The 22,448-nt window shown below is 73.3% G+C and carries 21 protein-coding genes and 2 pseudogenes; 14 read left to right on the top strand and 9 right to left on the bottom strand.

The genetic code is table 11. From position 1 onward, the window contains the following. The first annotated feature begins 210 nt into the window (after positions 1-210). Entirely contained in the window at positions 211-408 is a 198-nt protein-coding gene (locus tag NMK34_RS25505; protein WP_318335514.1) for a DUF2795 domain-containing protein, read from the top strand. A 59-nt stretch (positions 409-467) separates the two neighbouring features. Here NMK34_RS25505 and NMK34_RS25510 read toward each other — a convergent pair whose 3' ends face one another. Beyond that, positions 468-1,364, bottom strand: a complete 897-nt coding sequence (locus NMK34_RS25510; protein ID WP_318335515.1) for a Gfo/Idh/MocA family oxidoreductase — start codon at positions 1,362-1,364, stop codon at positions 468-470. Positions 1,365-1,496: 132 nt separating this feature from the next. On the opposite strand from NMK34_RS25510, the gene NMK34_RS25515 reads away from it, so the two are divergent. Both NMK34_RS25515 and NMK34_RS25520 read left to right on the top strand, forming a co-directional pair. Further along, positions 1,497-1,913 carry a hypothetical protein gene (locus NMK34_RS25515; RefSeq protein WP_114921128.1) on the top strand — a complete coding sequence of 139 codons (417 nt, stop codon included), beginning with the start codon at positions 1,497-1,499 and terminating at the stop codon, positions 1,911-1,913. After that, positions 1,906-2,381 (top strand): annotated as a pseudogene (locus NMK34_RS25520) (hypothetical protein). Before NMK34_RS25515 ends, NMK34_RS25520 begins: the two are co-directional and overlap by 8 nt. Here NMK34_RS25520 and fabG read toward each other — a convergent pair. Both fabG and NMK34_RS25530 read right to left on the bottom strand, forming a co-directional pair. After that, positions 2,354-3,112 (bottom strand): 3-oxoacyl-ACP reductase FabG, encoded by a 759-nt coding sequence (gene fabG, locus NMK34_RS25525; protein WP_318335517.1) that lies wholly within the window; start codon positions 3,110-3,112, stop codon positions 2,354-2,356. The pseudogene NMK34_RS25520 and the gene fabG sit on opposite strands and share 28 nt — an antisense overlap. 60 nt (positions 3,113-3,172) lie before the next feature. Continuing rightward, the gene (locus tag NMK34_RS25530) at positions 3,173-4,825 is read right to left on the bottom strand and encodes an alpha-amylase family protein (protein WP_318335518.1); all 1,653 of its coding nucleotides are present in this window, start codon (positions 4,823-4,825) and stop codon (positions 3,173-3,175) included. A gap of 53 nt (positions 4,826-4,878) precedes the next feature. Between NMK34_RS25530 and NMK34_RS25535 the strand changes: the two genes are divergently transcribed. Next, positions 4,879-5,475, top strand: coding sequence for a DUF1349 domain-containing protein (locus tag NMK34_RS25535; RefSeq protein WP_318335519.1), 597 nt, complete (start codon positions 4,879-4,881; stop codon positions 5,473-5,475). Positions 5,476-5,545: 70 nt separating this feature from the next. Next, positions 5,546-6,208 carry a DedA family protein gene (locus tag NMK34_RS25540; protein WP_318335520.1) on the top strand — a complete coding sequence of 221 codons (663 nt, stop codon included), beginning with the start codon at positions 5,546-5,548 and terminating at the stop codon, positions 6,206-6,208. Between the two features lie 13 nt (positions 6,209-6,221). Here the strand turns inward: NMK34_RS25540 and NMK34_RS30950 are convergent. The 4 genes and pseudogenes from NMK34_RS30950 to NMK34_RS25555 all read right to left on the bottom strand — a co-directional run. Then, positions 6,222-6,329: pseudogene (locus NMK34_RS30950) on the bottom strand (glycosyl hydrolase); the annotation flags it as partial. A gap of 95 nt (positions 6,330-6,424) precedes the next feature. Next, entirely contained in the window at positions 6,425-7,849 is a 1,425-nt protein-coding gene (locus tag NMK34_RS25545; RefSeq protein ID WP_318335521.1) for a carbohydrate-binding protein, read from the bottom strand. A 78-nt stretch (positions 7,850-7,927) separates the two neighbouring features. After that, entirely contained in the window at positions 7,928-8,674 is a 747-nt protein-coding gene (locus NMK34_RS25550) for a YidC/Oxa1 family membrane protein insertase (RefSeq protein WP_318335522.1), read from the bottom strand. Between the two features lie 136 nt (positions 8,675-8,810). Continuing rightward, the gene (locus NMK34_RS25555) at positions 8,811-9,086 is read right to left on the bottom strand and encodes a DUF6412 domain-containing protein (protein ID WP_318336421.1); all 276 of its coding nucleotides are present in this window, start codon (positions 9,084-9,086) and stop codon (positions 8,811-8,813) included. A gap of 235 nt (positions 9,087-9,321) precedes the next feature. Here NMK34_RS25555 and NMK34_RS25560 point away from each other — a divergent pair, with 235 nt between their 5' ends. The 4 genes from NMK34_RS25560 (at position 9,322) to NMK34_RS25575 (ending at position 14,460) form a co-directional block, all read left to right on the top strand. Further along, positions 9,322-10,470: a glutamate--cysteine ligase gene (locus tag NMK34_RS25560; RefSeq protein WP_318335523.1), complete on the top strand. Its 1,149-nt coding sequence runs from the start codon at positions 9,322-9,324 to the stop codon at positions 10,468-10,470. A 41-nt stretch (positions 10,471-10,511) separates the two neighbouring features. Next, entirely contained in the window at positions 10,512-11,888 is a 1,377-nt protein-coding gene (locus tag NMK34_RS25565) for an FAD-dependent oxidoreductase (RefSeq protein WP_318335524.1), read from the top strand. Positions 11,889-12,019: 131 nt separating this feature from the next. Continuing rightward, positions 12,020-13,441, top strand: coding sequence for a WGR domain-containing protein (locus NMK34_RS25570; RefSeq protein WP_318335525.1), 1,422 nt, complete (start codon positions 12,020-12,022; stop codon positions 13,439-13,441). 146 nt (positions 13,442-13,587) lie between these two features. Continuing rightward, positions 13,588-14,460, top strand: a complete 873-nt coding sequence (locus tag NMK34_RS25575; RefSeq protein WP_318335526.1) for an aminoglycoside phosphotransferase family protein — start codon at positions 13,588-13,590, stop codon at positions 14,458-14,460. 172 nt (positions 14,461-14,632) lie between these two features. Here the strand turns inward: NMK34_RS25575 and NMK34_RS25580 are convergent, their stop codons facing one another. Further along, positions 14,633-15,442: an Fpg/Nei family DNA glycosylase gene (locus NMK34_RS25580; protein WP_318335527.1), complete on the bottom strand. Its 810-nt coding sequence runs from the start codon at positions 15,440-15,442 to the stop codon at positions 14,633-14,635. A gap of 277 nt (positions 15,443-15,719) precedes the next feature. Between NMK34_RS25580 and NMK34_RS25585 the strand changes: the two genes are divergently transcribed. The 5 genes from NMK34_RS25585 to rocD all read left to right on the top strand — a co-directional run bounded on the left by NMK34_RS25585 (position 15,720) and on the right by rocD (position 21,207). Next, positions 15,720-16,466 (top strand): cellulose binding domain-containing protein, encoded by a 747-nt coding sequence (locus tag NMK34_RS25585; RefSeq protein ID WP_318335528.1) that lies wholly within the window; start codon positions 15,720-15,722, stop codon positions 16,464-16,466. 41 nt (positions 16,467-16,507) lie between these two features. Continuing rightward, the gene (locus NMK34_RS25590) at positions 16,508-17,926 is read left to right on the top strand and encodes an RICIN domain-containing protein (protein WP_318335529.1); all 1,419 of its coding nucleotides are present in this window, start codon (positions 16,508-16,510) and stop codon (positions 17,924-17,926) included. A 113-nt stretch (positions 17,927-18,039) separates the two neighbouring features. Next, positions 18,040-18,891 carry a DUF4190 domain-containing protein gene (locus tag NMK34_RS25595; RefSeq protein WP_318335530.1) on the top strand — a complete coding sequence of 284 codons (852 nt, stop codon included), beginning with the start codon at positions 18,040-18,042 and terminating at the stop codon, positions 18,889-18,891. 286 nt (positions 18,892-19,177) lie between these two features. Beyond that, positions 19,178-19,993, top strand: a complete 816-nt coding sequence (gene ddaH, locus NMK34_RS25600; RefSeq protein ID WP_318336422.1) for a dimethylargininase — start codon at positions 19,178-19,180, stop codon at positions 19,991-19,993. Next, complete coding sequence (gene rocD / locus NMK34_RS25605) at positions 19,993-21,207, top strand: ornithine--oxo-acid transaminase (RefSeq protein WP_318336423.1); 1,215 nt, start codon at positions 19,993-19,995, stop codon at positions 21,205-21,207. The genes ddaH and rocD overlap by 1 nt, the downstream gene beginning before the upstream one ends. Positions 21,208-21,285: 78 nt before the next feature. Here the strand turns inward: rocD and NMK34_RS25610 are convergent, their stop codons facing one another. After that, positions 21,286-22,434: an FHA domain-containing protein gene (locus NMK34_RS25610; RefSeq protein ID WP_318335531.1), complete on the bottom strand. Its 1,149-nt coding sequence runs from the start codon at positions 22,432-22,434 to the stop codon at positions 21,286-21,288. Positions 22,435-22,448 lie beyond the last annotated feature (14 nt).

Consider the following 22,448-nt stretch of genomic DNA (forward strand, 5'->3'; position numbering starts at 1 on the left):
TCGGGGCAAACCGCCGCCGCTGGGCCCGGCGGCGGGCGTACGGCGGCGGGTACGGCCCGAGTCCGGCGGGGCGGGCGTGCGGCGGACCCGGCCCGGTCCCGGTGGCGGGCGTGCGGCGGACCCGGCCCGGTCCCGGTGGCGGGCGTGCGGCGGACCCGGCCCGGTCCCGGTGGCGGGCATGGTGCCGGGCTCAGTGGGTAGCCGGGCGGCATGACGGTCACCGGTGCGCAGTTGCGGGAGTTCCTGGCCGGGCTCGACTACCCGGTCTCGCGGGAGGACCTGGTCCGCTGGGGCCAGGAGAACGGCGCCGGCACCGAGGCGCTCCAGGCGTTGCGGTCCCTGCCGGCCGAGGAGTTCCACACCCCCACCGAGTTGGGCGAGGCGCTGGTCACGCTGGCCGACGCCTGACCGGCGGGTGTTAAGCAGGGGCCCCTCCTCTACCCGAGGCGTTAAGAAGGGGCCCTTCCTTACATCTCGACGGTGCGGGCCTGGGCTCGGGCGGTCTGCGCGGCGTCCAGCACCGCCACCACCTCGCGGCCAAACCGCACGTCGCAGCGGTGGTCGCGGGTGCCGGCGTCGACCTCCTCCAGCAACTGGTCGAGCGCGGCGCCGAACGCCTGGAGCGCGCTGCCGTCGCCGGGCGGGACGATCTCGGTGCCGTTCTCGCCGAAGAAGACGAAGTCCCGGGTGACCGCCTCGGACGGCGCGTCCAGGGTCAGCGAGAGCGAGCTGGTGGCGCCGCCGTCGTGGGTGAGCAGCAGGTGCACCAGGCCGCTCGGGCCGTCCATCGCGGCGACCCGGGTGACCCGGCCGAGCACGGGCAGGATCAGCGACAACGCGTGCGGGCCGATGTCCCACAGCGCGCCGCGCTCCCGCCGCCAGGTCGAGTCGCCGTACGGGTTCCCGGGCTGGAAGATCGACGCGAACATGGTGGCGCGGGCGTGCTGCCAGCCGCCCGCGGCGGCGGTCGAGGCGAGGAACCCGGTGACGTTCGGGTGGAAGCGCTGGGTGAAGAAGACCACCGAGGCCACCCCGGACGCCTGTGCTGCGTCGACCACCCGGTCGGCGTCGGCGAGGTCGAGCGCCAGCGGCTTGTCCAGCAGCAGGTGCCGCCCGGCAGTGGCGGCACGGACGGCGATGTCGGCCTGCACGTCCGGCGGAAGCGCCACGGCGATCGCGTCGCAGGCGTCGATGAGCGCGTCCGCGTCGGTGAAGGCCGGCACGCCGTGCCGGGTGGCCAGTTCCTCCGCCTTCGCCGGGTTGCGCCCCCAGACGCCGGCGAGCCGTGCCCGCGGGTGCGCCTCGATGGCCGCGGCATGCGTCTCCGCCGCCCAGTAACCGGTGCCGAACAACCCGAACCGCACCCCGACCCCCTGCCGTCGACGTCTGCCACCGGCGTACGCCGGGACCGTGATCCACGCTAGTCCCCCGGTCCGTCCGGCGCGCCCCGACCCGGCGGGGCGAACCGCTACTACACGGATTAGTAGGCTGTGCCGGTGAACGACACCGTGTCGACGACCAGCGCGGCGGCCGCCTCCGCCTCCCCGGTGGACGGGCCGCTCGCCACGGTCGCGATCGTGATCTCGCTGGCGCTCGCCGTCTGGGCCCTGGTGGCGGCGGTACGCCACCGGCCGCCGGACCGGATCCAGTTCGTCGGCCTGGCCGTGCTGGAGGTGGCGCTGCTCGCGCTCACCGTGACGGCTCTCGTCGCGCTCGGCGGCGGCGAGCGGCCGGGCGAGCCGGGCGCGTTCTTCGGCTACCTGGCGACGCTCGTCTGCCTGCCGCCGCTGGCCTGGGTGCTGGCCCGGATGGAGCCGACCCGCTGGGGCTCGGGCATCGTCTGCGCGATCTGCCTGGTCACTCCGGTGGTGGCGGTACGGCTCCAGCAGACCTGGGAGGTCCTCGGTGGCTGACACCACGACCGCGCACGAGCAGCGCGCCACCAACCGCGGCCCGGGGCGGCTGCTGATCGCCGTCTACATCGTGTTCGCCATCGCCGCGACCTCGCGGGCGGGCCTGCAGATCGCCACGAAGTTCGACGAGGCACCGGTGGCGTACCTGCTGTCCGCGCTCGCGGCGCTGATCTACATCGTGGCGGCGGTCGGGCTGGCCCGGGCCGGGCACGCCGGCCGCCGGGTCGCGCTCGCCTGCTGCACAGTCGAACTGGTCGGCGTGCTCGGCGTGGGCGTGCTGAGCATCGCCGACAAGGAGCTGTTCCCGGACGAGACGGTCTGGTCCGACTTCGGCAGCGGCTACGGCTACGTGCCGCTGGTGTTGCCGGTGCTCGGCCTGTTCTGGCTCTGGCGCACCCGGCGCGACCCCGCCTGAGCGGGCCCGCGCCGGGTCCGGCCGGTCAGTCCTTCGGGCCGCCGGCGACGTAGATGACCTGGCCGGAGACGAAGGATGCGCCCTCGCTGGCTAGGAACGAGATGGTGTGCGCGACGTCCTCCGGGCGGCCGGGGCGGCGTACCGGGATCTCGGCGGCGGCGTGCTTCTGGAGGTCGTCGAAGTCGACCTTCATCCGGGCCGCGGTGGCGGCGGTCATGTCGGTGACGATGAAGCCCGGCGCGACCGCGTTGACGGTGACACCGAACGGGCCCAGCTCGATCGCCAGCGTCTTGGTGAAGCCCTGGAGGCCGGCCTTGGCGGCCGAGTAGTTCGCCTGGCCCCGGTTGCCGAGCGCGGACGTGCTGGACAGGTTGACGATCCGGCCCCACTTCGCCTCGACCATGTGCTTCTGCGCGGCCTGGCTGAACAGGAACGCCCCGCGCAGGTGCACGCCCATGACCGTGTCCCAGTCGCTCTCGGTCATCTTGAACAGCAGGTTGTCGCGCAGCACACCGGCGTTGTTGACGAGCACCGTCGGCGCGCCGAGTTCGGCGGCGATCCGTTCCACGGCCGCCTCGACCTGGGCCCGGTCGGACACGTCGGCGCCGACGCCGAGCGCCCGGCCGCCGGCCGAGCCGATGGCGTCCACCGTCTCCTTGGTGGCGGACTCGTCGATGTCGACCACGGCGACGGCCATGCCGTCGGCCGCCAGCCGGCGGGCGGTCGCCGCCCCGATGCCGCGCGCGGCTCCGGTGACGATGGCGACGCGGGGCTCCTCCGACATGCTTACCTCCCGGTAACTTGTGGCTCGATCGAAGGAGCTTAACCCGCCGGTACGCGCCCCCTACCGCTCGTGGCCCCGGCAGAGCCGGATCCACCGGTAGCCGTACCCGGCGAGCTTGAGCCGGTCGAGCTTGCCCACGTCCTCGTAGTTACGGTCGCTGAGCACGTCGATCGGCAGGTCCGCCTCCGGCGCCAGCGTGCTCAGGTCCACCTCCACGTCCTCGGTGCCGAGGTTGTGCAGGAAGACCATGGTCCCGGTACGCCCGTCGGCGCGGTGCGCGAGCACTCCGTGCGGCATCGGCACGTCGATGTGGGTGGTGCTGCCCGAGCCGGTCTCCGGCGCCTCCCGCAGCGTCCGGATCATCCGCTCGAACCAGCCGAGCAGCGACCGCGGATCCTTGCGCTGTGCGGTCACGTTGACGTTCTGGTAGCCGTACTCGCCCTTGTCGATCACCGGGCGGATCAGCTTCTCCGGCTCGGCGGTGGAGAAGCCCGCGTTGTCCTGGTAGGACCACTGCATCGGGGTACGGATCGCGTCGCGCCCGTCCAGCGCCAGGTTCTCCCCCATGCCGATCTCCTCGCCGTAGCGCAGCACCGGCGTGCCGCGCAGCGAGAACTGCAGCGAGTACGCCAGCTCGATGTGCCGGCGGTCGTTGCCGAGCATCGGGGCGAGCCGGCGGCGGATGCCCCGGCCGTAGAGCTGCATGTTCTCGTCCGGCCCGAACTTCGCCAGCACGTCGTTGCGCTGGTCGGCGGTGAGCCGGGACAGGTCGATCTCGTCGTGGTTGCGCAGGAACGTGGCCCACTGCCCGCCGGTGGGCAGCTTCGGGGTGTCCCGCAGCGCGTCGATGATCGCCTCCGGGTCCTCCCGGGCGAACGCCAGCATCAGCCGGCCGTTGAGCATGAAGTCGAACAGCATGTGGATCCGGTTGCCCGAGCCGCTGCCGTCACCGAAGTAGACGGGCAGCTCGTCCGGCTCGACGTTCGCCTCCGCCAGCAGGACCGCGTCGCCGCGCCGCCACTGCACGTGCTGACGCAGGTCGGTGAGGAAGTCGAAGTCCTTCGGCGAGTTCGGGTTGCCCGGCTCGGTTCGCTCGATGATGAACGGCACGGCGTCCATCCGGAAGCCGGAGACGCCGAGCTGGAGCCAGAACGAGGTGATCTTCTTGATCTCCGCGCGGACCTTCGGGTTCTCGATGTTCAGGTCCGGCTGGAACTTGTAGAAGCGGTGGTAGAACCACGCCTTGGCGGTCCGGTCGTAGGTCCACGTCTCGTGCTGCTCGCCCGGGAACACCATGCCCTGGCGGCGGTCGGCCGGCTCGTGGTCGGCCCAGACGTACCAGTCCCGGTACGGCGAGTCCGGCGACGAGCGGGCGGACTGGAACCACGGGTGCTGGTCCGAGGTGTGGTTGACCACCAGGTCGATGATCACCCGGATGCCCCTGTTGCCCGCCTGGTGCAGCAGTTCGGCGAAGTCGCCGAGCGTGCCCAGGCGCGGGTCGACGTTGTAGAAGTCGGTCGCGTCGTACCCGTCGTCCTTGTTGGGCGAGGGGTGGATCGGGTTCAGCCACAGGCAGGTCACGCCGAGCCGGGCCAGGTAGTCCAGCCGGCCGATGAGCCCTTGGAAGTCACCCACCCCGTCGCCGTCGGAGTCCGCGTACGTGTCGACGTCGAGGCAGTAGACGACCGCCTCCTGATACCACCTGTCACCCATGCGAGGACTACTTCTCCGAACGCGTGCGACGGCAAACCCGGTACGGTGCTCCGATGAGCGAGGAGGCGTACGACTGGTCCGCCGGCACCTGGCTGAACCGGCCGGAGCGGGCCGAGCCGGTCGGCGGCGGCGGCCTTCTGGTCGAGCCGCGCGGCGGCAGCGACTTCTGGCGGCGCACCAGCTACGGCTTCGTGCACGACGACGGCTCGGCGCTGCTCGCGCCGTTCCCGGCGGGCAGCGCCGTGGAGGTGTCGTTCGTGCTCGACTACACGGCCCAGTTCGACCAGGCCGGCGTGCTGGTGCGGGTGGACGAGCGGCGGTGGACCAAGGCCGGGGTGGAGGTGAGCGACGGCGCGCCGCAGGTGGGTGCCGTGGTCACCGACGAGTTCTCGGACTGGTCGGTGGCGCCGGTGCCGCAGTGGTCGGGCCGGGAGGTGACGGTCCGGGTGAGCCGGGCCGGGGACGCGCTGACCGTACGGGCCCGGTGCGCGGACGAGCCGTGGCGGCTGGTCCGGGTCGCGCCGCTCGACCCGGCGGCGGAGGCGTCGGCCGGGCCGTACTGCTGCTCGCCCAGCCGGGGCGGGCTGCTGGTCCGCTTCACCGGCTGGCGGCGGGGTCCGGCGGACGCCGCGTTGCATCCGGAGGCCTGAGTCACAGGTGTGACACCGGCCGGTCCGGGTAACACCTTCGGATCTCCGGCTCTCGCGTGGAAGGACCGCCATGGCCCTGGCCCAGGACGTCGACCCGAACCAGTTCACCGGGCTGACCGGCTGGGTGGCGAGCGTGATCGACTCGCTCGGCGCGGTCGGTGTGGCGCTGCTGGTGGCGCTGGAGAGCATCATCCCGCCGATCCCGAGCGAGATCGTGCTGGCGATGGCCGGTTACCTGTCCGCCGAGGGCCGGTTCAACGTCGTGGTCATCGTGGTCGCCGCGACAGTCGGTTCGCTGATCGGCGCGCTGGTGCTCTACTGGCTCGGCGCGGCGCTCGGCGAGGACCGGCTCAAGCGCTGGCTGGACCACATCCCGCTGGTCGACCTGGAGGATCTGGAGAAGGCCGACCGCTGGTTCGAGCGGCACGGCCGGTGGGCGGTGCTGATCGGCCGGGTGGTGCCTGTGGTGCGCAGCCTGGTCTCGATCCCGGCCGGCGCCAACCGGATGCCGCTGGGCGAGTTCATCCTGCTCACCACGCTCGGCAGCGGGGTGTGGAACGCCCTGATCGTCGGCGCCGGCTTCGCCCTCGGGTCGCGGTGGGAGGACGTCGACAGGTACAGCCAGTGGTTCAACTACGCGATCTTCGCCGTCTTCGGCTTCATGATCGTGAGCTGGGCGGTGAAGAAGGTGCGCCGGCGGCGCGCCCGGCAGTCGGTGACCGCCGGGCGCTGACCACCGCGCGGGCTCAGAAGCCCGCGGTGATGCCGGTGAACTCCCAGGTGTTCTGCGCGATGCCGGAGCAGTTGGCGACCACGCCGCCGCCCGGGCAGGGCCGGTCCCGGTTGACCGACCAGCGCGGTCTTCAGGCCCTCGGCCGCGTTCACGTTTCTGTCCAGCACCGGTTCGACGCGACCCGGACCGAGGTCCGGGCCGCGTCCCGGCCGCGCCTCAGCGGCGGAAGGTGAACCAGTTGACGTTGACGAAGTCGGACGGCTGGCCGCTGCTGAACGTCAGGTACACGGTGTGCCGCCCGGTCACCGCGCCGACGTTGCCCGGAACCGAGCGCCAGGTCTGCCAGCCGCCGGTGTTGCCTACCGCGAAACTGCCGATCGGCGGCGCGGCCGGGCTGTCCACCCGGACCTCCACCAGCCCGCTCACCCCGGACGCCGCGCCGGAGGCGACACGGGCCACGAAGTCGCGCGGCGGCGTGGAGCCGAAGTCGACGTTGTCGTAGCGGGCCCAGTCGCCGTTGGCGAGCCAGCCGATGTCCTGGCCGCCCTCGGAACACGTCTCCACCTGAACGCCGTTCTGCGCGTTGAACGACTCGGCCTGGATGGTGGCGTACGCGTCCCGCACCCCGCCCGGCGGCGGCGTGGTCGGCGTGGGCGACGGGTTGCTCCCGCCACCGCGGGTGTAGACGGCCACGTAGTCGACGAGCATCGACCGGCCGGGCACGGTCGCCGCGGTCGGCGTCGCCGACCCGGCCACGCCGTCCGGGAAGCCGCCGCCCATCGCCACGTTGAGCAGCAGGAAGTAGCCGGCGTGGTTCGTCATCTGACTCCAGTACGGCTCACCGATCTGGTTCTGCCCGACGGTGTGGAAGAGCTGGCCGTCGACGTACCAGCGAAGTTGCTGCGGGCTGGTGGAGGCGTCCCACTCGAACCGGTAGGTGTGGAACGCCGACTGGCAGGTGCTGCCCGGGCAGGCCCGGGAGGCGCCGATGCCGTTGAACTCCCCGCACGGGCCGCCCGGCGCGACGCCGCAGTGCAGGACGCCCCAGACCGAGTTGATCCCGTTGACGTTCTCCATCACGTCGAACTCGCCGATGCCCGGCCAGTTCTGGTAGTTGCCCCGGTACGGCGAGCCGAGCGCCCAGAACGCCGGCCAGTACCCGGACGCCGCCGCCCCCGTCACGTTCGGCATCTGGATCCGGCCCTCCAGGGCCAGCACGCCGCCCGACGGCGGCTTGAAGTTCGCCCGTACCGTCTCGATCCGGGCCGAGGTCCAGCGGCCGGCGGAGTCCCGCAGCGGCGTGATGCGCAGGTTGCCCGAGCCGTCGTGGGCCAGGTTGGCGGTGCTGGAGGTGTAGGTCTGGATCTCGCCGGTGCCCCAGTTTGCGGGGCCACCCGGGTAACCGGTGCCGGTGTCGATGATCCAGTTGGCGGACGAGGGCAGCGTGCCGGCGGAGCCGGTGAAGTCGTCGCTCCACACCAGGTTCCATCCGGACGGCGTCGGGGGCACGGCGGCCTGGGCGGTCATCGAGACGCCCGCGAGCGCTGTGGTGAGCGCGAGGACGCCGGCGGCCAGGGCGAGCCGGCGGCGTGATCGGGGCACGGTGGCGGAGGCGGCCGGAGCCGCCGGGATCGGGTTCATTCGGGGTGCCTCTCTGCGGGGACGGGTCCGGGAGAGCGCTCTCTGAGAGCGATTTCTACGCGCCCGCCCCCGCACTTGTCAACGCTTGTCGATGGCCTTCGCCGGCTGCGGCCGGCGCAGCACCACCTGCTCCAGCGCCGTCCACGCCGTGGTGGTGACCAGATAGAGCACCGCCGCCAGCGGCACCACGAGCGCCACCAGCACCGTGCCGTACGGCAGCAGCGGCAGCACCCGCCCGAGCACCGCCGCGCCCGGACCCTCGGCCGGCGCCCCGGCCACGGTGCCGCTGGCGGCCGCCGCCCGGCGCATCCGCCGCGACGACCACCAGGCCAGCGCGAGCAGCGCCGCCAGCAGCACGCCGAACACCAGGGGCACCGGGCCGGCCAGGCCGTCGCCGAGGTGCCACCCCAGCGGCACGCCGGCGAGCCGCTCCCCCAGCAGCTCCGGCGCGCCGTCACCGGTGGCGAACAGGCGGTACATGACCAGGAAGAACGGTGCCTGCAACAGCGCCGGCAGGCAGCCCGCCACCGGGCTGGCACCGGCGTTTCGGTAGAGCGCGAACAGCTCGCTCTGAAGGCGGGCCGGATCGTCGGCGTACCGGCGCTGGAGTTCCCGTACCTCGGGGGCGAGCGCGGTGCGGCGCCGCTCCCCGCGGACCTGGGCCACCGTCAGCGGCGAGATCAGCAGCCGGACGGCGACGGTGAACAGGACGATGGCGGCCGCAGTGGCGGCGCCGCCGGTGAGCGGGGCGAGCACGTCGGCGAGCCAGGTGACGACGGTGGCCGCGGCCGAGGCCGCGGAGTGCAACGGTGCGAAGGAGAGCATGGGTGGACCCCTCGATGGCGATTCCGGGTGTCCCGGGCGGCGACGTGCCGCACGGCGGGACGGATGACGACGGAATCGGCCGCGGAAGCCGGGGATGGAGGGATCTTCCGGCCCGCCGGAACGGGCCGGGAGGTGGCTACGCGGCCGAGGGGCGCAGACCGGGTGCGCGGGGCCGCGGACGGCCCGGCGCATCCGGGTCGGCCTGCCGGGGCACGCCGCGACGGCGGGCGCGGGCACGCAGCGCGGCGGCGAACCGGGTGCCGGGCGGCGTGGGCAGCGCGCGGACCCGCAGCGCGAGCAGGGTGGCGAGCAGCAGCGCGGCGACGACCGCCGCACCGGCGAGCAGCCCGGCCGGGCGGTCGGCGAACAGGGCGAGGGCGTACGCCCAGGCTCCCGTCAGCACCGCCAGCATCCCCGCCACACGGCCACCCTAGCCCGCCCTGTCACGCCCGAGGGCCCCACGCGCCCGCGCCGGTCCTGCGCGCGGCGGGTCTGCGGCCGTCCGGCACGCGGCGAGCCGGTGGTCCGGACGACCCGAACGGGCGAATCGCGCCGACACGCCGCCCGGCGCGTTTTCCGAAACGGACACGGTGGGTAACAGATCCTCGACCACGCGGCACGGTGCCGCGAGCGGTCCGGAGGAGACGGTGGTGACGATGAGTGGCTCAGTGGCGGAGCGGGAGCGGAGCGCCGCACCGGGCGGGACCGACCTGCTGACAGTCGGCGTCGAGGAGGAGTTCCTGCTCGCCGACCCGCACACCGGGACCGCCGTACCCGCCGTCGACCTGGTCATGGAGCAGGTGCCGGCCGAGCTGCGCGGTCAGGTGGAACGCGAGTTCCAGACCAGCCAGATCGAGATCGGCAGCCCGCCCGGACTGGACCTGTCCTCGATCCGGCACTCGCTGTCGATGCTGCGCGCCGAACTGGCAGACGCGGCCGAGCGGGCCGGCGTACGGCTGCTCGCGATCGGCACCGGGCCGGTCGACGGGCCGGTGCCGCCGGTGGTGGACAAGCCGCGCTTCGACCGGATGATCGAGCGGTTCCGGCTGCTGGTGCCCGGTCCCGGCAACAACGGCATGCACGTGCACGTCGGCATCCCCGACCCGGACACCGGCGTCAAGGTGCTCAACCACGTCCGGCCGTGGCTGCCGATCCTGCACGCGGTCACCGCCAACTCCCCGTTCTCCCGGGGTGAGGACACCGGGTACGCGAGCTGGCGCTCGGTGGAGTGGGAACGCTGGCCGTCGGTCGCGCCCACCCCGTTCCTGGAGTCGCACGAGCACTACGAGCGGCTCATCCGGCAGCTCATCGCCAGCGGCGTGATGCTGGACGAGGGAATGCTCTACTGGTACGCCCGGCTGTCCGCCAAGTACCCCACGGTGGAGATCCGCATCGGCGACGTCTGCCCGTCGGTGGACGACGCGGTGCTGGTGGCGGCGCTGGTTCGCGCTCTCGTCGCGACAGCGCTCACCGACATCGCCGCCGGCCGTCCGGCCGTCAACACCGACCACCACCTGCTGGTGGCGGCGCACTGGCGGGCCGCCCACGACGGGCTGGAGGGCGAGGGCGTCGACCTCACCGACGGTGAGCTGCGCCCGGCCTGGGAGCTGCTGGACCGGCTCGTCGACCGGCTGCGCCCGGAACTGGAACGGCACGGCGACCTGGACCGGGTGACCGACCTGCTGGGCGGGCTGCGGCGGCACGGCAGCGGCGCGGCGCGGCAGCGGGCGGTGTTCGCGCGTACCGGACGGCTCGTCGACGTGGTCGCGGACGTGGCACGGCAGACCCGTGGCTGAGCGGCCGTACGGCCGCGGCCCGGCGTGACAGGATGGGCGACGTGGCCGAGCGCATGATCGTCATCGGTGGCGACGCCGCCGGCATGTCGGCGGCGTCGCAGGCGCGGCGCCGCCGCCGCGACCGCTCCGACCTGGAGATCGTCGCGTTCGAGCGAGGGCACTTCACCTCCTACTCGGCCTGCGGCATCCCCTACTGGGTGAGCGGCCTGGTGGAGGAGCGGGACGAACTGGTCTCCCGTGACCCGCAGACCTTCCGCGACGACTTCGGCATCGAGGTCCGTACCCGGCACGAGGTCACCGCCATCGACCTGGACCGCCGCGAGGTCCTCGCGCGGGACCTCGACGGCGGCGGCGAGGTCCGTGCCGGTTTCGACACCCTGGTGTACGCCACCGGCGCGTCCCCGGTGCAGCCGGACTGGGCACGCGACGACGTGTCGGGCGTGTTCGGCGTGCAGACGCTGGACGACGGCGCGGCGCTCATCGGCTGGCTCGAACGCGAGCCCCGGCCCCGGCGCGCGGTCGTCGTCGGCGGCGGTTACGTCGGCGTCGAGATGGCCGAGGCGCTCGTGCAGCGCGGGCTCTCCGTCCAGCTCGTGGAGCAGGCCGACCAGCCGATGTCGACAGTGGACCCGGACATGGGCGAGCTGGTGGCCGACGCGATGCGCGGCACCGGCATCGGTGTCCGTACCGGCCTCACGGTCACCGGTCTCCAGGAGCGGGACGGCCGGATCTCCGGCGTGGTCACCGACGAGGGGCCGATCCCGGCCGACGTCGTGGTGCTGGGTCTCGGCGTACGCCCCAACACCGCGCTCGCCGAGGCCGCCGGCCTGCCGATCGGCCCCTCCGGCGCGGTGCGGACCGACCGCCGGATGCGGGTACCCGGCGTGCCGGGCGTCTGGGCGGCCGGCGACTGCGTGGAGTCGCTGCACCGGGTCAGCGGCATGCCGGTGCACATCCCGCTCGGCACGCACGCCAACAAGCAGGGCCGGGTCGCGGGCATCAACATCGGCGGCGGGTACGCCACCTTCCCCGGCGTCATCGGCACCGCCGTCACCAAGGTGTGCGAGCTGGAGGTGGGCCGCACCGGGCTGCGCGAGCGGGACGCGCGGGACGCCGGTTTCGAGTTCGTGACGGTGCTGGCCCAGTCGACGAACCGGGCCGGTTACTACCCGGGCGCGCGGCCGATGACGGTCAAGCTGATCGCCGAACGGCCCAGTGGGCGGCTGCTCGGGGCGCAGATCGTCGGCTGGTCCGAGGCGGCCAAACGGATCGACGCGCTCGCGGTGGCATTGTGGAACGGCATGACGGTGGACGAGATGACGGCGCTCGACCTGGGGTACGCGCCGCCGTACGCCCCGGTGTGGGACCCGGTGCTGATCGCCGCCCGCAAGGCCGTCGACGCCCTCGCCGCCGTGTAAGGAAGGGCCCCCTATTAACGCCTCCGGTAGAGGAAGGGCCCCTTCTTAACACCGGCACCCGGGTTTGTCGGTGGCGGGGGTTAGCGTGTGCGCGTTGCCGGTCCGGCATTTCCCCTCGGAGGTAAACCCCCATGTCCCAGGAGACGACCTACCTCGAACTGTCCGAAGTGGACGGTGGAGCGCACAAGTTCTACGAGGTGGTGGTCGACGACACCGCGATGACCGTGCGCTACGGGCGGATCGGCGACCAGGGCCAGGTGAAGACCAGCACCTTCCCGGACAACGCCCGCGCCCGCGCCGCCGCCGCCAAGAAGATCGGCGAGAAGGTCCGCAAGGGGTACGCCCCGGCGGTGCCGGGCGTACGCCAGAAGCGCACGGTGTCGCGCCGGCAGATCGTCAGCACCCGCTCGACCGCCCGCACCGCCCCGGTCCTGTGGCGGTACGCCTCGGGCGCGCCCGCCTTCGGCATCTTCGTCGACGACAGGCACTGCATGGTCGGCAACGAGCACGGCGTGATCACCACGCTCGACCACGACGCCCGGCTGGTCAACCAGGTCCGGCTCCCCGACGGGGTGAAGTGCATCGTCGCCGACGACGCCTGGGTCTACGCCGGCTGCGACGACGGCAACGTCTACGACCTGTCCGGCAAGGTGCCGCGCGCGGCGTACGCGATCGCGCCCGAGATCGACATCTACTGGCTGGACATCCACGACGGCGTGCTGGGCGTGTCCGATCGCGACGGCGGCATCTCGGCGATCGACCACGAGGACGAGTTCCTCTGGCGTCGGCCGGGGCGGGGCCGGTCGGCGTGGATGGTGCGCTGCGACGCCGACGCGCTCTACCACGGCCACTCGCAGGGGGTCACCGGCTACGACTGGCGTACCGGGCGCGAGCTGTGGCACACCGGCACCGGCGCGGTCCTGTTCGGCTGGCAGGAGCGGGACGCCGTCTTCGCCGGCACGGGCACCCGCGAGGTGGTGCGCCTGCGCAAGGACGGCCGGGCCGAGCAGGTCTACCGCTGCGACTCGGCGGTCTTCTCCTGCGCCACCGCCGAGGGCGGCCGGTACGTGTTCGCCGGCGACAGTGCCTCCTCGATCTACTGCTTCGACCAGGCCGGCAACCGGCTGTGGAAGCTCGGCACCGGCTGCGGCTCGGCGTACTCGATGCAGTATCACGACAACCGGCTCTACGTGGTCACCACGAGCGGCTACCTGGCCTGCATCGACGCGAGCGAGGCGGCGATCCGGGCGGCCGAGGCGGGCAGCGTGCCCGACGTGGTCGACGTCAAGGCGCCGGCCCGGATGCCCGAGACGGCCGCCTGGACCTCGGTCGAGGTGACCACCGACGACCGCGACGGCGTGCTGGTGCAGTGCGTCGAGCAGGGTGGCCGGCTGCGCGTGCACGTCCTCGCCGACGGCTACCGGCGGGACTGGTCGGTGCAGTTCCCCAAGGGCATCCGCGAGCCGGGCGCGCGCTACCTGGTCACCGAGGTCCGCGAGTCCGGCCGCGGCGGTTTCTACCGGGCGTACGGGGACATCCGCAGGCTGCGCTGACAGGGCCGGCGGGCACGGGCCGCACCCGGCGACGCGGGGGCGGCCCGGCAGGGCGAGGGCCGGGCCAGCCGGGCGAGAGCGGCCCGGCGAGGCCGGAGGATCGGGCCGGGACAGCGCATGGTCGCCCTACCGGTCAGGATGTCCGGATGCGGTGCGACATTCCCGAAGGGCTGCGCTGGGTCGAGCGGACGGAGGCCGGCCGGGCGTGGCTCGCGGAGCTGCCCAGCCGGCTGGCCCACTGCGTCGCGCGGTGGGAGCTGACGGTCGGCCCGCCGTTCGCGTACGCGTTCGCCTCCCTGGCGCTGCCCGCGACGCTGCCCGACGGAACCCGGGTGGTGCTGAAGCTCCAGTACCCGGACGACGACAGCGTCCACGAGGCCACAGCGCTGGCGCACTGGGACGGGCGGGGCGCGATCCGGCTGCTCGCCCACGACGCCGACCGGCGCGCGCTGCTCGTCGAGCGGTGCGACCCGGGTACGCCGCTGCACGCGCTGGCGCCCGACGCGGCGCTCGACGTCGCGGTCGGCCTGCTGCCGGGGCTCGCGGTGCCGGCCGGTGCGCCGTTCACGCCACTCGCCGAGGAGGCGGCCGGCTGGGCGGAGCGGATGCCGGGTAACTGGCGACGGGCCGGCCGCCCGTACGAGCGGCGCCTGCTCGACACCGCGCTCGGGCTGCTCGCCGACCTGGCGCCGAGCCAGGGTGAGCAGGTGCTGGTCAACCAGGATCTGCACGCGGGCAACATCCTGGCCGCCGGGCGCGAACCGTGGCTGGTGATCGACCCGAAGCCGCTTGTCGGCGAGCGGGAGTTCGCGGTGGTGCCGCTCGTGCGCGGCGCGGAGCTGGGTCACTCCCCCGCGGCGGTGCGGCACCGGCTCGACCGGCTCAGCGCCGGGCTGGGCCTGGACCGGGAGCGGGTACGCGGCTGGGCGATCGGCCAGACGGTGGCCTGGAGCGTCGGCGGCGACCAGGTCTTCCCGGGCAACGTCGAGGCAGCCCGCTGGCTGCTCGACGAGATGTGACAGCGCCGCCGCACCCGGGGCGGGCGCGGCACGCGAGGCCGACGCGACACGCGAGGCCGACCCGACAACCGACGCGACACGCAAGGCCGACCCGACAACCGACGCGACACGCAAGGCCGACCCGACAACCGGCGCGACACGCAAGAGGCGCGGCGGGCGGAGCGGCGAGGAGTCAGCCCGCCTGGCAGGTGGGGCACCAGTACAGGTTGCGTCCGGCCAGCGCGCCCCGGCTGACCGGGGTGCCGCAGACGTGGCAGGGCGCGCCGGGGCGGCGGTAGACGTACACCTCACCGCCGTGCCTGTCGACGCGCGGCGCGCGGCCGGTCACCTCCGGCAGGTCGGCGTCGCGCACCGTGTCGATCCGGCCCCGCTCGACCGCGCGGGTCATCAGCGTCACCAGATCCGCCCAGAGGTCGGCCCAGCCGGCCGGCGTCAGCTCCCGCCCGGGCAGCAGCGGCGGCAGACCGGCCCGGAACAGCGCCTCGGTCACGAAGATCAGGCCGGTGCCGGCCACCACCGACTGGTCGAGTAGCAGCGCAGCCAGCGGGGTGGGGCTGCGGCGGATCCGCGCGTACGCCCGGTCCGGGTCGGCGTCGGCGCGCAGCGGGTCCGGCCCGAGCCGGCCGCGCAGCGCCGCCACCTCGGGCGGGGTCAGCAGCTCGCAGGCGGTCGGGCCGCGCAGTTCCAGCCAGTGCCGGTCGCTGTGCAGGCGCAACCGCACCTGCCCGACCGGGGCCGGCGGCTCCCCCGGCCCGTCGGCGAACTTGCCGTACAGACCCAGGTGTACGTGCAGCGTCAACTCGCCCGCGTAGTGGTGCAGCAGGTGCTTGCCGTACGCCTCGGTGCCGTCCAGGACGGTGCCGCTCAGGCGGGCCGCGCCCTCGGCGAAGCGCCCCTGCGGGCTGTCGGCGTGCACCTTGTCGCCCGCGAACAGCTCGGCGTGCCGGGCGGCGAGGCGGTGGATGGTGTGTCCCTCTGGCACAACGACCAAGCGTAGCCAGCGGATCGGGCCGCCGGCGACGTCGGGTCCTGGGACGACATTGAATCGATGTTCGTCGACTGAAAGACTGGCGGCGGCAGCGCTCGGGAGCCAGTGCGAGCAGCTCGATCCCACCGGAGGGACAAGCGCGGGGTGATACGCCACCCCGGTGCCGGGCAGTCGTCTCCGGCGCTCCGCCGTGCCGGCACGGCGGCGACATCGCGGTCCACCACCACTCCGGCGCCGACCGCCCCCGGCGCCCCCATCTCGGGAGAGACAGATGCTCCGTACGCTCGGCGCGGCACTGGCCGCCGCCCTCGCCCTGACCGGCCTGGCCGCCTCGGCCGGCGCCGACCGGCCGCCCGCCACCACGACGACGCTCGCCACGGCGGCGACGCCGGCCCCGACGCCCACGTTCGCGTGCCCGCCGGCACTGCCGGTCAGCGGCCAGGTGACCGGGGCCACCACGACCAGCATCACCATCACCTACTGGATGGTGCTCAGCCCGCCCTGCGGCTACGACCCGCCGCTCGTCGTCAGCCTCTTCGCCAGCCGGGAGGACGCCACCGCGTGGCGCGATCCGGTGGCCGAGGCGGTCACCGGGCCGGAACGGTCGGGGAAGGTGACGATCGGCGGCCTGGCCGCTGGTACCGAGTACTGGTTCCGGTTCGGCGACACCAAGGGCGCGCGGGATCCGTACGTGATCGGCGGACCGGCGCGGACGCTGTCGCTCTGTTCCGCGACGGCCACCATCGACAGCCGGTGGGGCAGCGGCTTCGTCGCCACGGTGACGGTGCGCAACGACGGCACCGAGCCGGTACCGGGCTGGCTGGTCTCGTGGCGGTGGTCCGGTGACGAGCGCATCCAGTCGATCTGGGGCGGGGTGGCCGAGGGCTCAGGCCAGGACGCCGCGGTCCGTAACGCCTCCTGGAACGGGACGCTGGCGCCCGGCGCGTCGGCGACGTTCGGCCTGCTCGTGGCGAGCAGCGCGACGCCCGCCGCGATCACGCCGGTCTGCGGGCGGTGACCGGCGTGGGACGGGCGAGGCGACAAGGCGGCGGCAGGCTCGTGGCGGCCGGGCTGGCGCTCGCCGTGGCACTGGCGGCGACGGTGCTGGGACCGGCGGCGAGTGCGCTGGCGGCTCCGGTGACCGTCCCGAACGGCACCCAGTTCACCGATACGAGCGGCGCCGTGGTCCACGCCCACGGTGGCGGTGTGCTCAAGGTCGGCGACTACTACTACTGGTTCGGCGAGAACCGCAACCCGGACAACACGTTCCGGGCGGTGTCCGTCTACCGCTCCACGGATCTGCGCACCTGGGAGTTCCGCAACCACGTGCTCACCCAGTCGTCGGCGGCGGAGCTGCGGGTCGCCAACATCGAGCGGCCGAAGGTCGTCTACAACGCGGGTACCGGCCGGTTCGTGATGTGGATGCACAAGGAGAACGGGTCCGACTACAACGAGGCGCGGGCCGCCGTCGCCTCTTCGGCCACAGTGGACGGGAACTACACGTACCACGGCAGCTTCCGGCCGCTCGGGCAGCACATGTCCCGCGACATCACGCTCTACAACGACAACGGCACCGCGTACATGATCTCGGCGGCCGACGACAACTACGACCTGAACATCTACCGGCTCACCTCGGACTACCTCAACGTGGCCGCCCTGGTGGGCAACTTCTGGGACGGCGCGCACCGCGAGGCGCCGGCGATGTTCAAGCGGGGCTCGACGTACTTCCTGCTGACCTCCGGGGCGACGGGCTGGAGCCCGAACCAGGCCCGGTACGCCACCGCGCCGAGCATCTCGGGACCGTGGAGCGGCTGGACCGACGTCGGCAACGGCACCACCTTCAACTCCCAACCGGCCTTCGTGCTGCCGATCCAGGGCACGTCCGGCACCAGCTACCTCTATCTGGGTGACCGCTGGGCGGGCGCGTGGGGCGGACCGGCCAACGACTCCCAGTACGTGTGGCTGCCGATCGCCTTCCCGACCGCCACCAGCATGAGCCTGACCTGGTATCCGTCAGTCACCATCGACGCGGCGGCGGGCACCGTCACCGGCAACTCGCCCACGTACCACCGCGTCACCGCCCGGCACAGCGGCCGGGTGCTCGACGTGATCAACGGCTCCACGGCGAACAACGCCGAGGTCAAGCAGTGGGGCTGGAACGGCGGCGGCAACCAGAGGTGGGAGTTCCAGGACGCCGGTGGCGGCTGGTTCCGCCTCGTCAGCGCGGCGAGCGGCAAGTGTCTCGACGTCGCGAACGCGTCCACCGCCGACGGCGCCAACATCATCCAGTACACCTGCGGCAGCGGCACCAACCAGCAGTGGCAGTGGGCCGCGCTCGGCGGCTGGTTCCAGCTGCGGGCCCGGCACAGCGGCAAGTGCCTGGACGTGGTGAACGCCGGCACCGGCGACGGCGCCGACGTCCAGCAGTACACCTGCGGTGCGGGCACCAACCAGCAGTGGTCACGCACGGTGTCCTGAACGGGCGGCGCGCTTGAGTGTGCGGAGCGGACCCAGGGGTGTCGATTTCGGCACACCTGGGTACTTCCTGCTTGTCACGCGCGGCCTCCGCGCCTGGATCAGGAGGTGCCATCGTGAAGATCCTGTCCCGCCGGAACCCTCCGGCGACCAGTACCGATACCAACGGCGACGGTGTGGTCGACGAGCGCGACCGGACCGCCGAGCAGCCGGCCGACCGGCCCGTGGTCACCGACCGCGACGTGGAGCGGACCACGTACCGCAGCGCCGCCACCGCGACCGACGACGAGCGCGCCCGGGACGCGGCGACCGACCGGGACGCACGCGGCCTCGGTGCGACCACGGCCACCGACGGCCGGATCGCGGCGGCCGACGACGAGCGGGATGCGGAGGCCCGGCGACGGGCGGCGGACCGGGGCGCGGCGGCACGCGCGGTCACCGGCCGCCGGGTCGACGCCGACACGCGGACCGCTCCGGTGACCGACGCCCGGACCGCCGGCGCGACGCCCGCCGCCGCGCCCACCGTGGACCTGGACCGCGACGGCCGTCCGGACCGCACCGACCTCGACCGGGACGGCCGCCCCGACGGTACGGACACGAACGGCGACGGCCGGGTGGACCGCCCGGAGCCGTACACGACCAAGCGTCCCCGGGCCAGCCTGCTCGCCACGCTCGGCCTGATCGTCTCCGTCGTCGGGGCGATGTTCGTGCTCTCCGGCACGCTCGCCGGGTACGGCATCGGCGTCGGCGCGGTCGGCGCCGTGCTGGCGGTGCTGGGCCTGATCGCCACCCGTCGGCGGCACGTGGCCGGCAAGACCGACGCACTGATCGGCATCGCGGTCGGCCTGGCCGCCGTGGTGCTCGGCATCGTGGCGATGACCGGCCAGTTCGACTGGCCGACCACCGACGGCGAGTGGGTCGGCCGCTTCCGCGAGTGGCTTGACTCACAGTTTGGTGCCTGGTTCTGACGGGCACTGTCCTGATCGCCGGCAGGGCCGGCCAGCCCGATCAGTTCCGGTGGTTCACCGGCCGGGCAACACCTCTTTCGGGGGCGGCGGTTCGCCGCCCCCGAAGTGTGTCCGGCGTCGGCGCAACGATCGCTCGTCGGTGACCGATTCAACGCAACGATCCGCTGCCGGACGCAACTTCCCACGGTGGATGTCGTCTACCCGGGCCGCATAACGTTGGACCACGGCGCCAGCCCGTGGGCCGACGGTGGCCGGGCGCGCCCGACCCTGGGAGCACGACATGACGATGGACGCCATCCGCCAGCGCTTTCTGATGTGCCGGCCGACGTACTTCGCCGTCGACTACGCGATCAACCCGTGGATGGACCCCACCGCGCCGGTCGACGCCGACCTGGCGATCCGGCAGTGGGAGCAGCTTCGGCGCACGTACCTGGACCTGGGCCACGAGGTCGACCTGATCGAGCCGGTCGCCGGCCTGCCGGACATGGTCTTCGCCGCGAACGGCGGCACCGTGATCGACGGCAAGGCCATGGCGGTGCAGTTCCGCGACCCGCAGCGCGCCGACGAGGCGCCCGCGTACCGGGCCTGGTTCGAGGGCGCCGGCTTCGAGATGTACGACCCGAAGCACGTCAACGAGGGCGAGGGCGACGTCCTGCTGGCCGGTGACCACCTGCTCGCCGGCACCGGGTTCCGCACCGCGCACGCCTCGCACGCACAGCTCCAGGAGGTCTTCGGCTACCCGGTGATCACCATGCAGCTGGTGGACCCCCGGTTCTACCACCTGGACACCGCGCTGACAGTGCTCGACGAGCGCACCGTGGCGTACCTGCCGGAGGCGTTCTCCCCCGGCAGCCGGGCGGTGCTGCGCCGGCTGTTCCCGGACGCGATCCACGCCACCATGACCGACGCCGAGGTGCTGGGCCTGAACGCGGTGAGCGACGGCCGGCACGTGGTGCTGCCCGCGCAGGCCACCGACCTGGCCGCGAAGCTGCGCGACCGGGGCTACGAGACCATCGGGATCGACCTGTCCGAGCTGCGCAAGGCCGGCGGCGGACCGAAGTGCTGCACGTTGCGACTCCGTCAGGGAAAGGCGAGCAAGTGATCATCGACGACATGCTGCGGACTCCGTCCGCGGTCCGGGACGCGGAGCGTCACACGGCGCACAACTACCACCCGCTGCCCGTGGTGATCTCGTCGGCCGAGGGCGCCTGGCTGACCGACGTGGACGGCCGCCGCTACCTGGACTGCCTGGCGGGATACTCGGCGCTGAACTTCGGCCACCGGCACCCGAAGCTGATCGAGGCCGCGCACAAGCAGCTCGACCGGCTCACGCTGACCAGCCGCGCGTTCATCCACGACCAGTTCGCCGACTTCTGCCGCGAGCTGGCCGCGCTCTGCGGCAAGGACCTGGTGCTGCCGATGAACACCGGCGCCGAGGCGGTGGAGACCGGCATCAAGGTGGCCCGCAAGTGGGGCTACCAGGTCAAGGGCGTCACGCCGGGCCAGGCCAACATCGTGGTGGCGGAGGGCAACTTCCACGGCCGTACGACCACCATCGTCAGCTTCTCCACCGACTCCGACGCGCGCGCCGACTTCGGGCCGTACACCCCGGGTTTCACGGTGGTCCCCTACGGCGACCTGGACGCGCTGACCGCGGCGATCGACGAGAACACGGTGGCCGTTCTGCTGGAGCCGATCCAGGGTGAGCAGGGCGTCGTGGTGCCGCCGGAGGGCTACCTGCCGGGCGTGCGCCGGGTCTGCACCGAGCGCAACGTGCTGTTCGTCGCCGACGAGATCCAGTCGGGTCTGGGGCGTACCGGCGCGACGTTCGCCTGCGAGCACGAGGGCGTCGAGCCGGACATGTACCTGCTGGGCAAGGCGCTCGGCGGCGGCATCGTGCCGGTGTCGGCGGTGGCCGCGAACCGCGACGTGCTGGGCGTTCTCCAGCCGGGCCAGCACGGCTCGACGTTCGGCGGCAACCCACTGGCCTGCGCGGTCGCGACCGAGGTGGTCCGGCTGCTGGCGACCGGCGAGTTCCAGCGCCGCTCGGCCGAGCTGGGTGAGCGGCTGCACGCCGGCCTGCGCGGCCTGATCGGCAAGGGCCTGGTGGCGGTACGCGGTCGCGGGCTGTGGGCCGGGCTGGACATCGACCCGGCGCTGATGACCGGCCGGCAGGCGTGCGAGCGGCTGATGGAGCGGGGTGTGCTCGCCAAGGACACGCACGGTTCGACCATCCGGCTCGCCCCGCCGCTGGTGATCACGGAGGAGGAGATCGACCACGCGGTGGCGCAGCTCGCCGCCGTGCTGGCCGGCTGAGGCCGTACGCGAGAAGGCTCATTCCGTACGCGAGAAGGCGCCGGGACCACGACGGCCCCGGCGCCTCTCATGTGCCCGTCACTGACGCGGCAGCCGCATCGCCATGGTCGGCGCCTCGGCCATCACCGAGTTCGGCGCGTACTTCGCGTCGCTGGTCATGTCGTCGGCGCGGCCGACCTGCACGCCCGGGTACAGCTCGATCAGGTCGCCCTCGGCGAGCACCCGGGACTGCTGCGGCGGCAGCGCGATCCGCTCGTGCTCGGCCATCGAGCCGCCGGGACGTACGCCGGAGCCGTTGGTGCTGGTGTCGGTGACCACCACCTCGCCCACCCGCAGCTCCAGGCGGATGTGGCTGCGGCTGATCCAGCGGCGGGCCTCGTCGTTGAGCCACTGGCCGAGCGTCACCCCGCCCGGGCCGTCCGGCGCCCGGCCGATCGCCACCGGCTCGGTCTCGGTGAGCACGAACCGCTTGCGGACCAGGCCGCCGATGCGCGCCGCGAGCACCGCGGTACGCGGGCGCGGGCCGGCGTCGGAGAGCCGCGTGCCGTGCCGGGGGCAGGTCGGCGCGCCGGTCCGCAGCGTGGGCGGCGGCTGCTCGGCCGGTACGCGGTCCACGGCGGCCAGGTCGGCGAAGGCTCCGCCGCCCCCACCGCCGCCGAACAGCGCGCAGCCCGGCTCCGGGCACCGCCACTTCCGGGAGAGCACCTTGACGCCGGCGGGTGAGCGGCTGCCGCTGGCCGGGTCCTGGCCGCCACCGACGTGCGCGATGAAGACCGGGCCGCCGGCGCCGGGCACCGGGGCGAGCACGCGGCCCGCCTGCCCGATCCACGGGTACCGCCCGACGAGCCCGTCGAGCCGCGCCCGGGTGAGCACGGGCAGGCCGAGCAGGTCGGCCACCTCCAGCATCCGGTCACCGGGCTGGTCGAGCACCTCCACCAGGCCGTCGTCGGCCCACCGGCGCACCACCATCCGCTCGTTGGACGTCAGGTCGGCGTCGGACAGCAGCGCCCGGTGCACGATCGCGTAGACCGGGACGCTGTCCTCGCCGATCTGCCGGGACAGCGCGTCGATCACCATGCCGAGCCGCAGCAGGCTGGCCGGTCGGCCGCCGTCCAGGTTCTGCCAGCGGATCACCTCGGCCAGGTCGACCACGGCCCTGGCCAGCGACGGATCGGTGCAGACCCGCCCCTCGATGGCGTCGAGCACCTTGCTGATCTCGAATCTCATGCCGCAGCTCCGCA

Origin of the sequence: Micromonospora sp. BRA006-A, from assembly GCF_033433935.1 — a bacterium.
Lineage (GTDB): Bacteria > Actinomycetota > Actinomycetes > Mycobacteriales > Micromonosporaceae > Micromonospora > Micromonospora aurantiaca.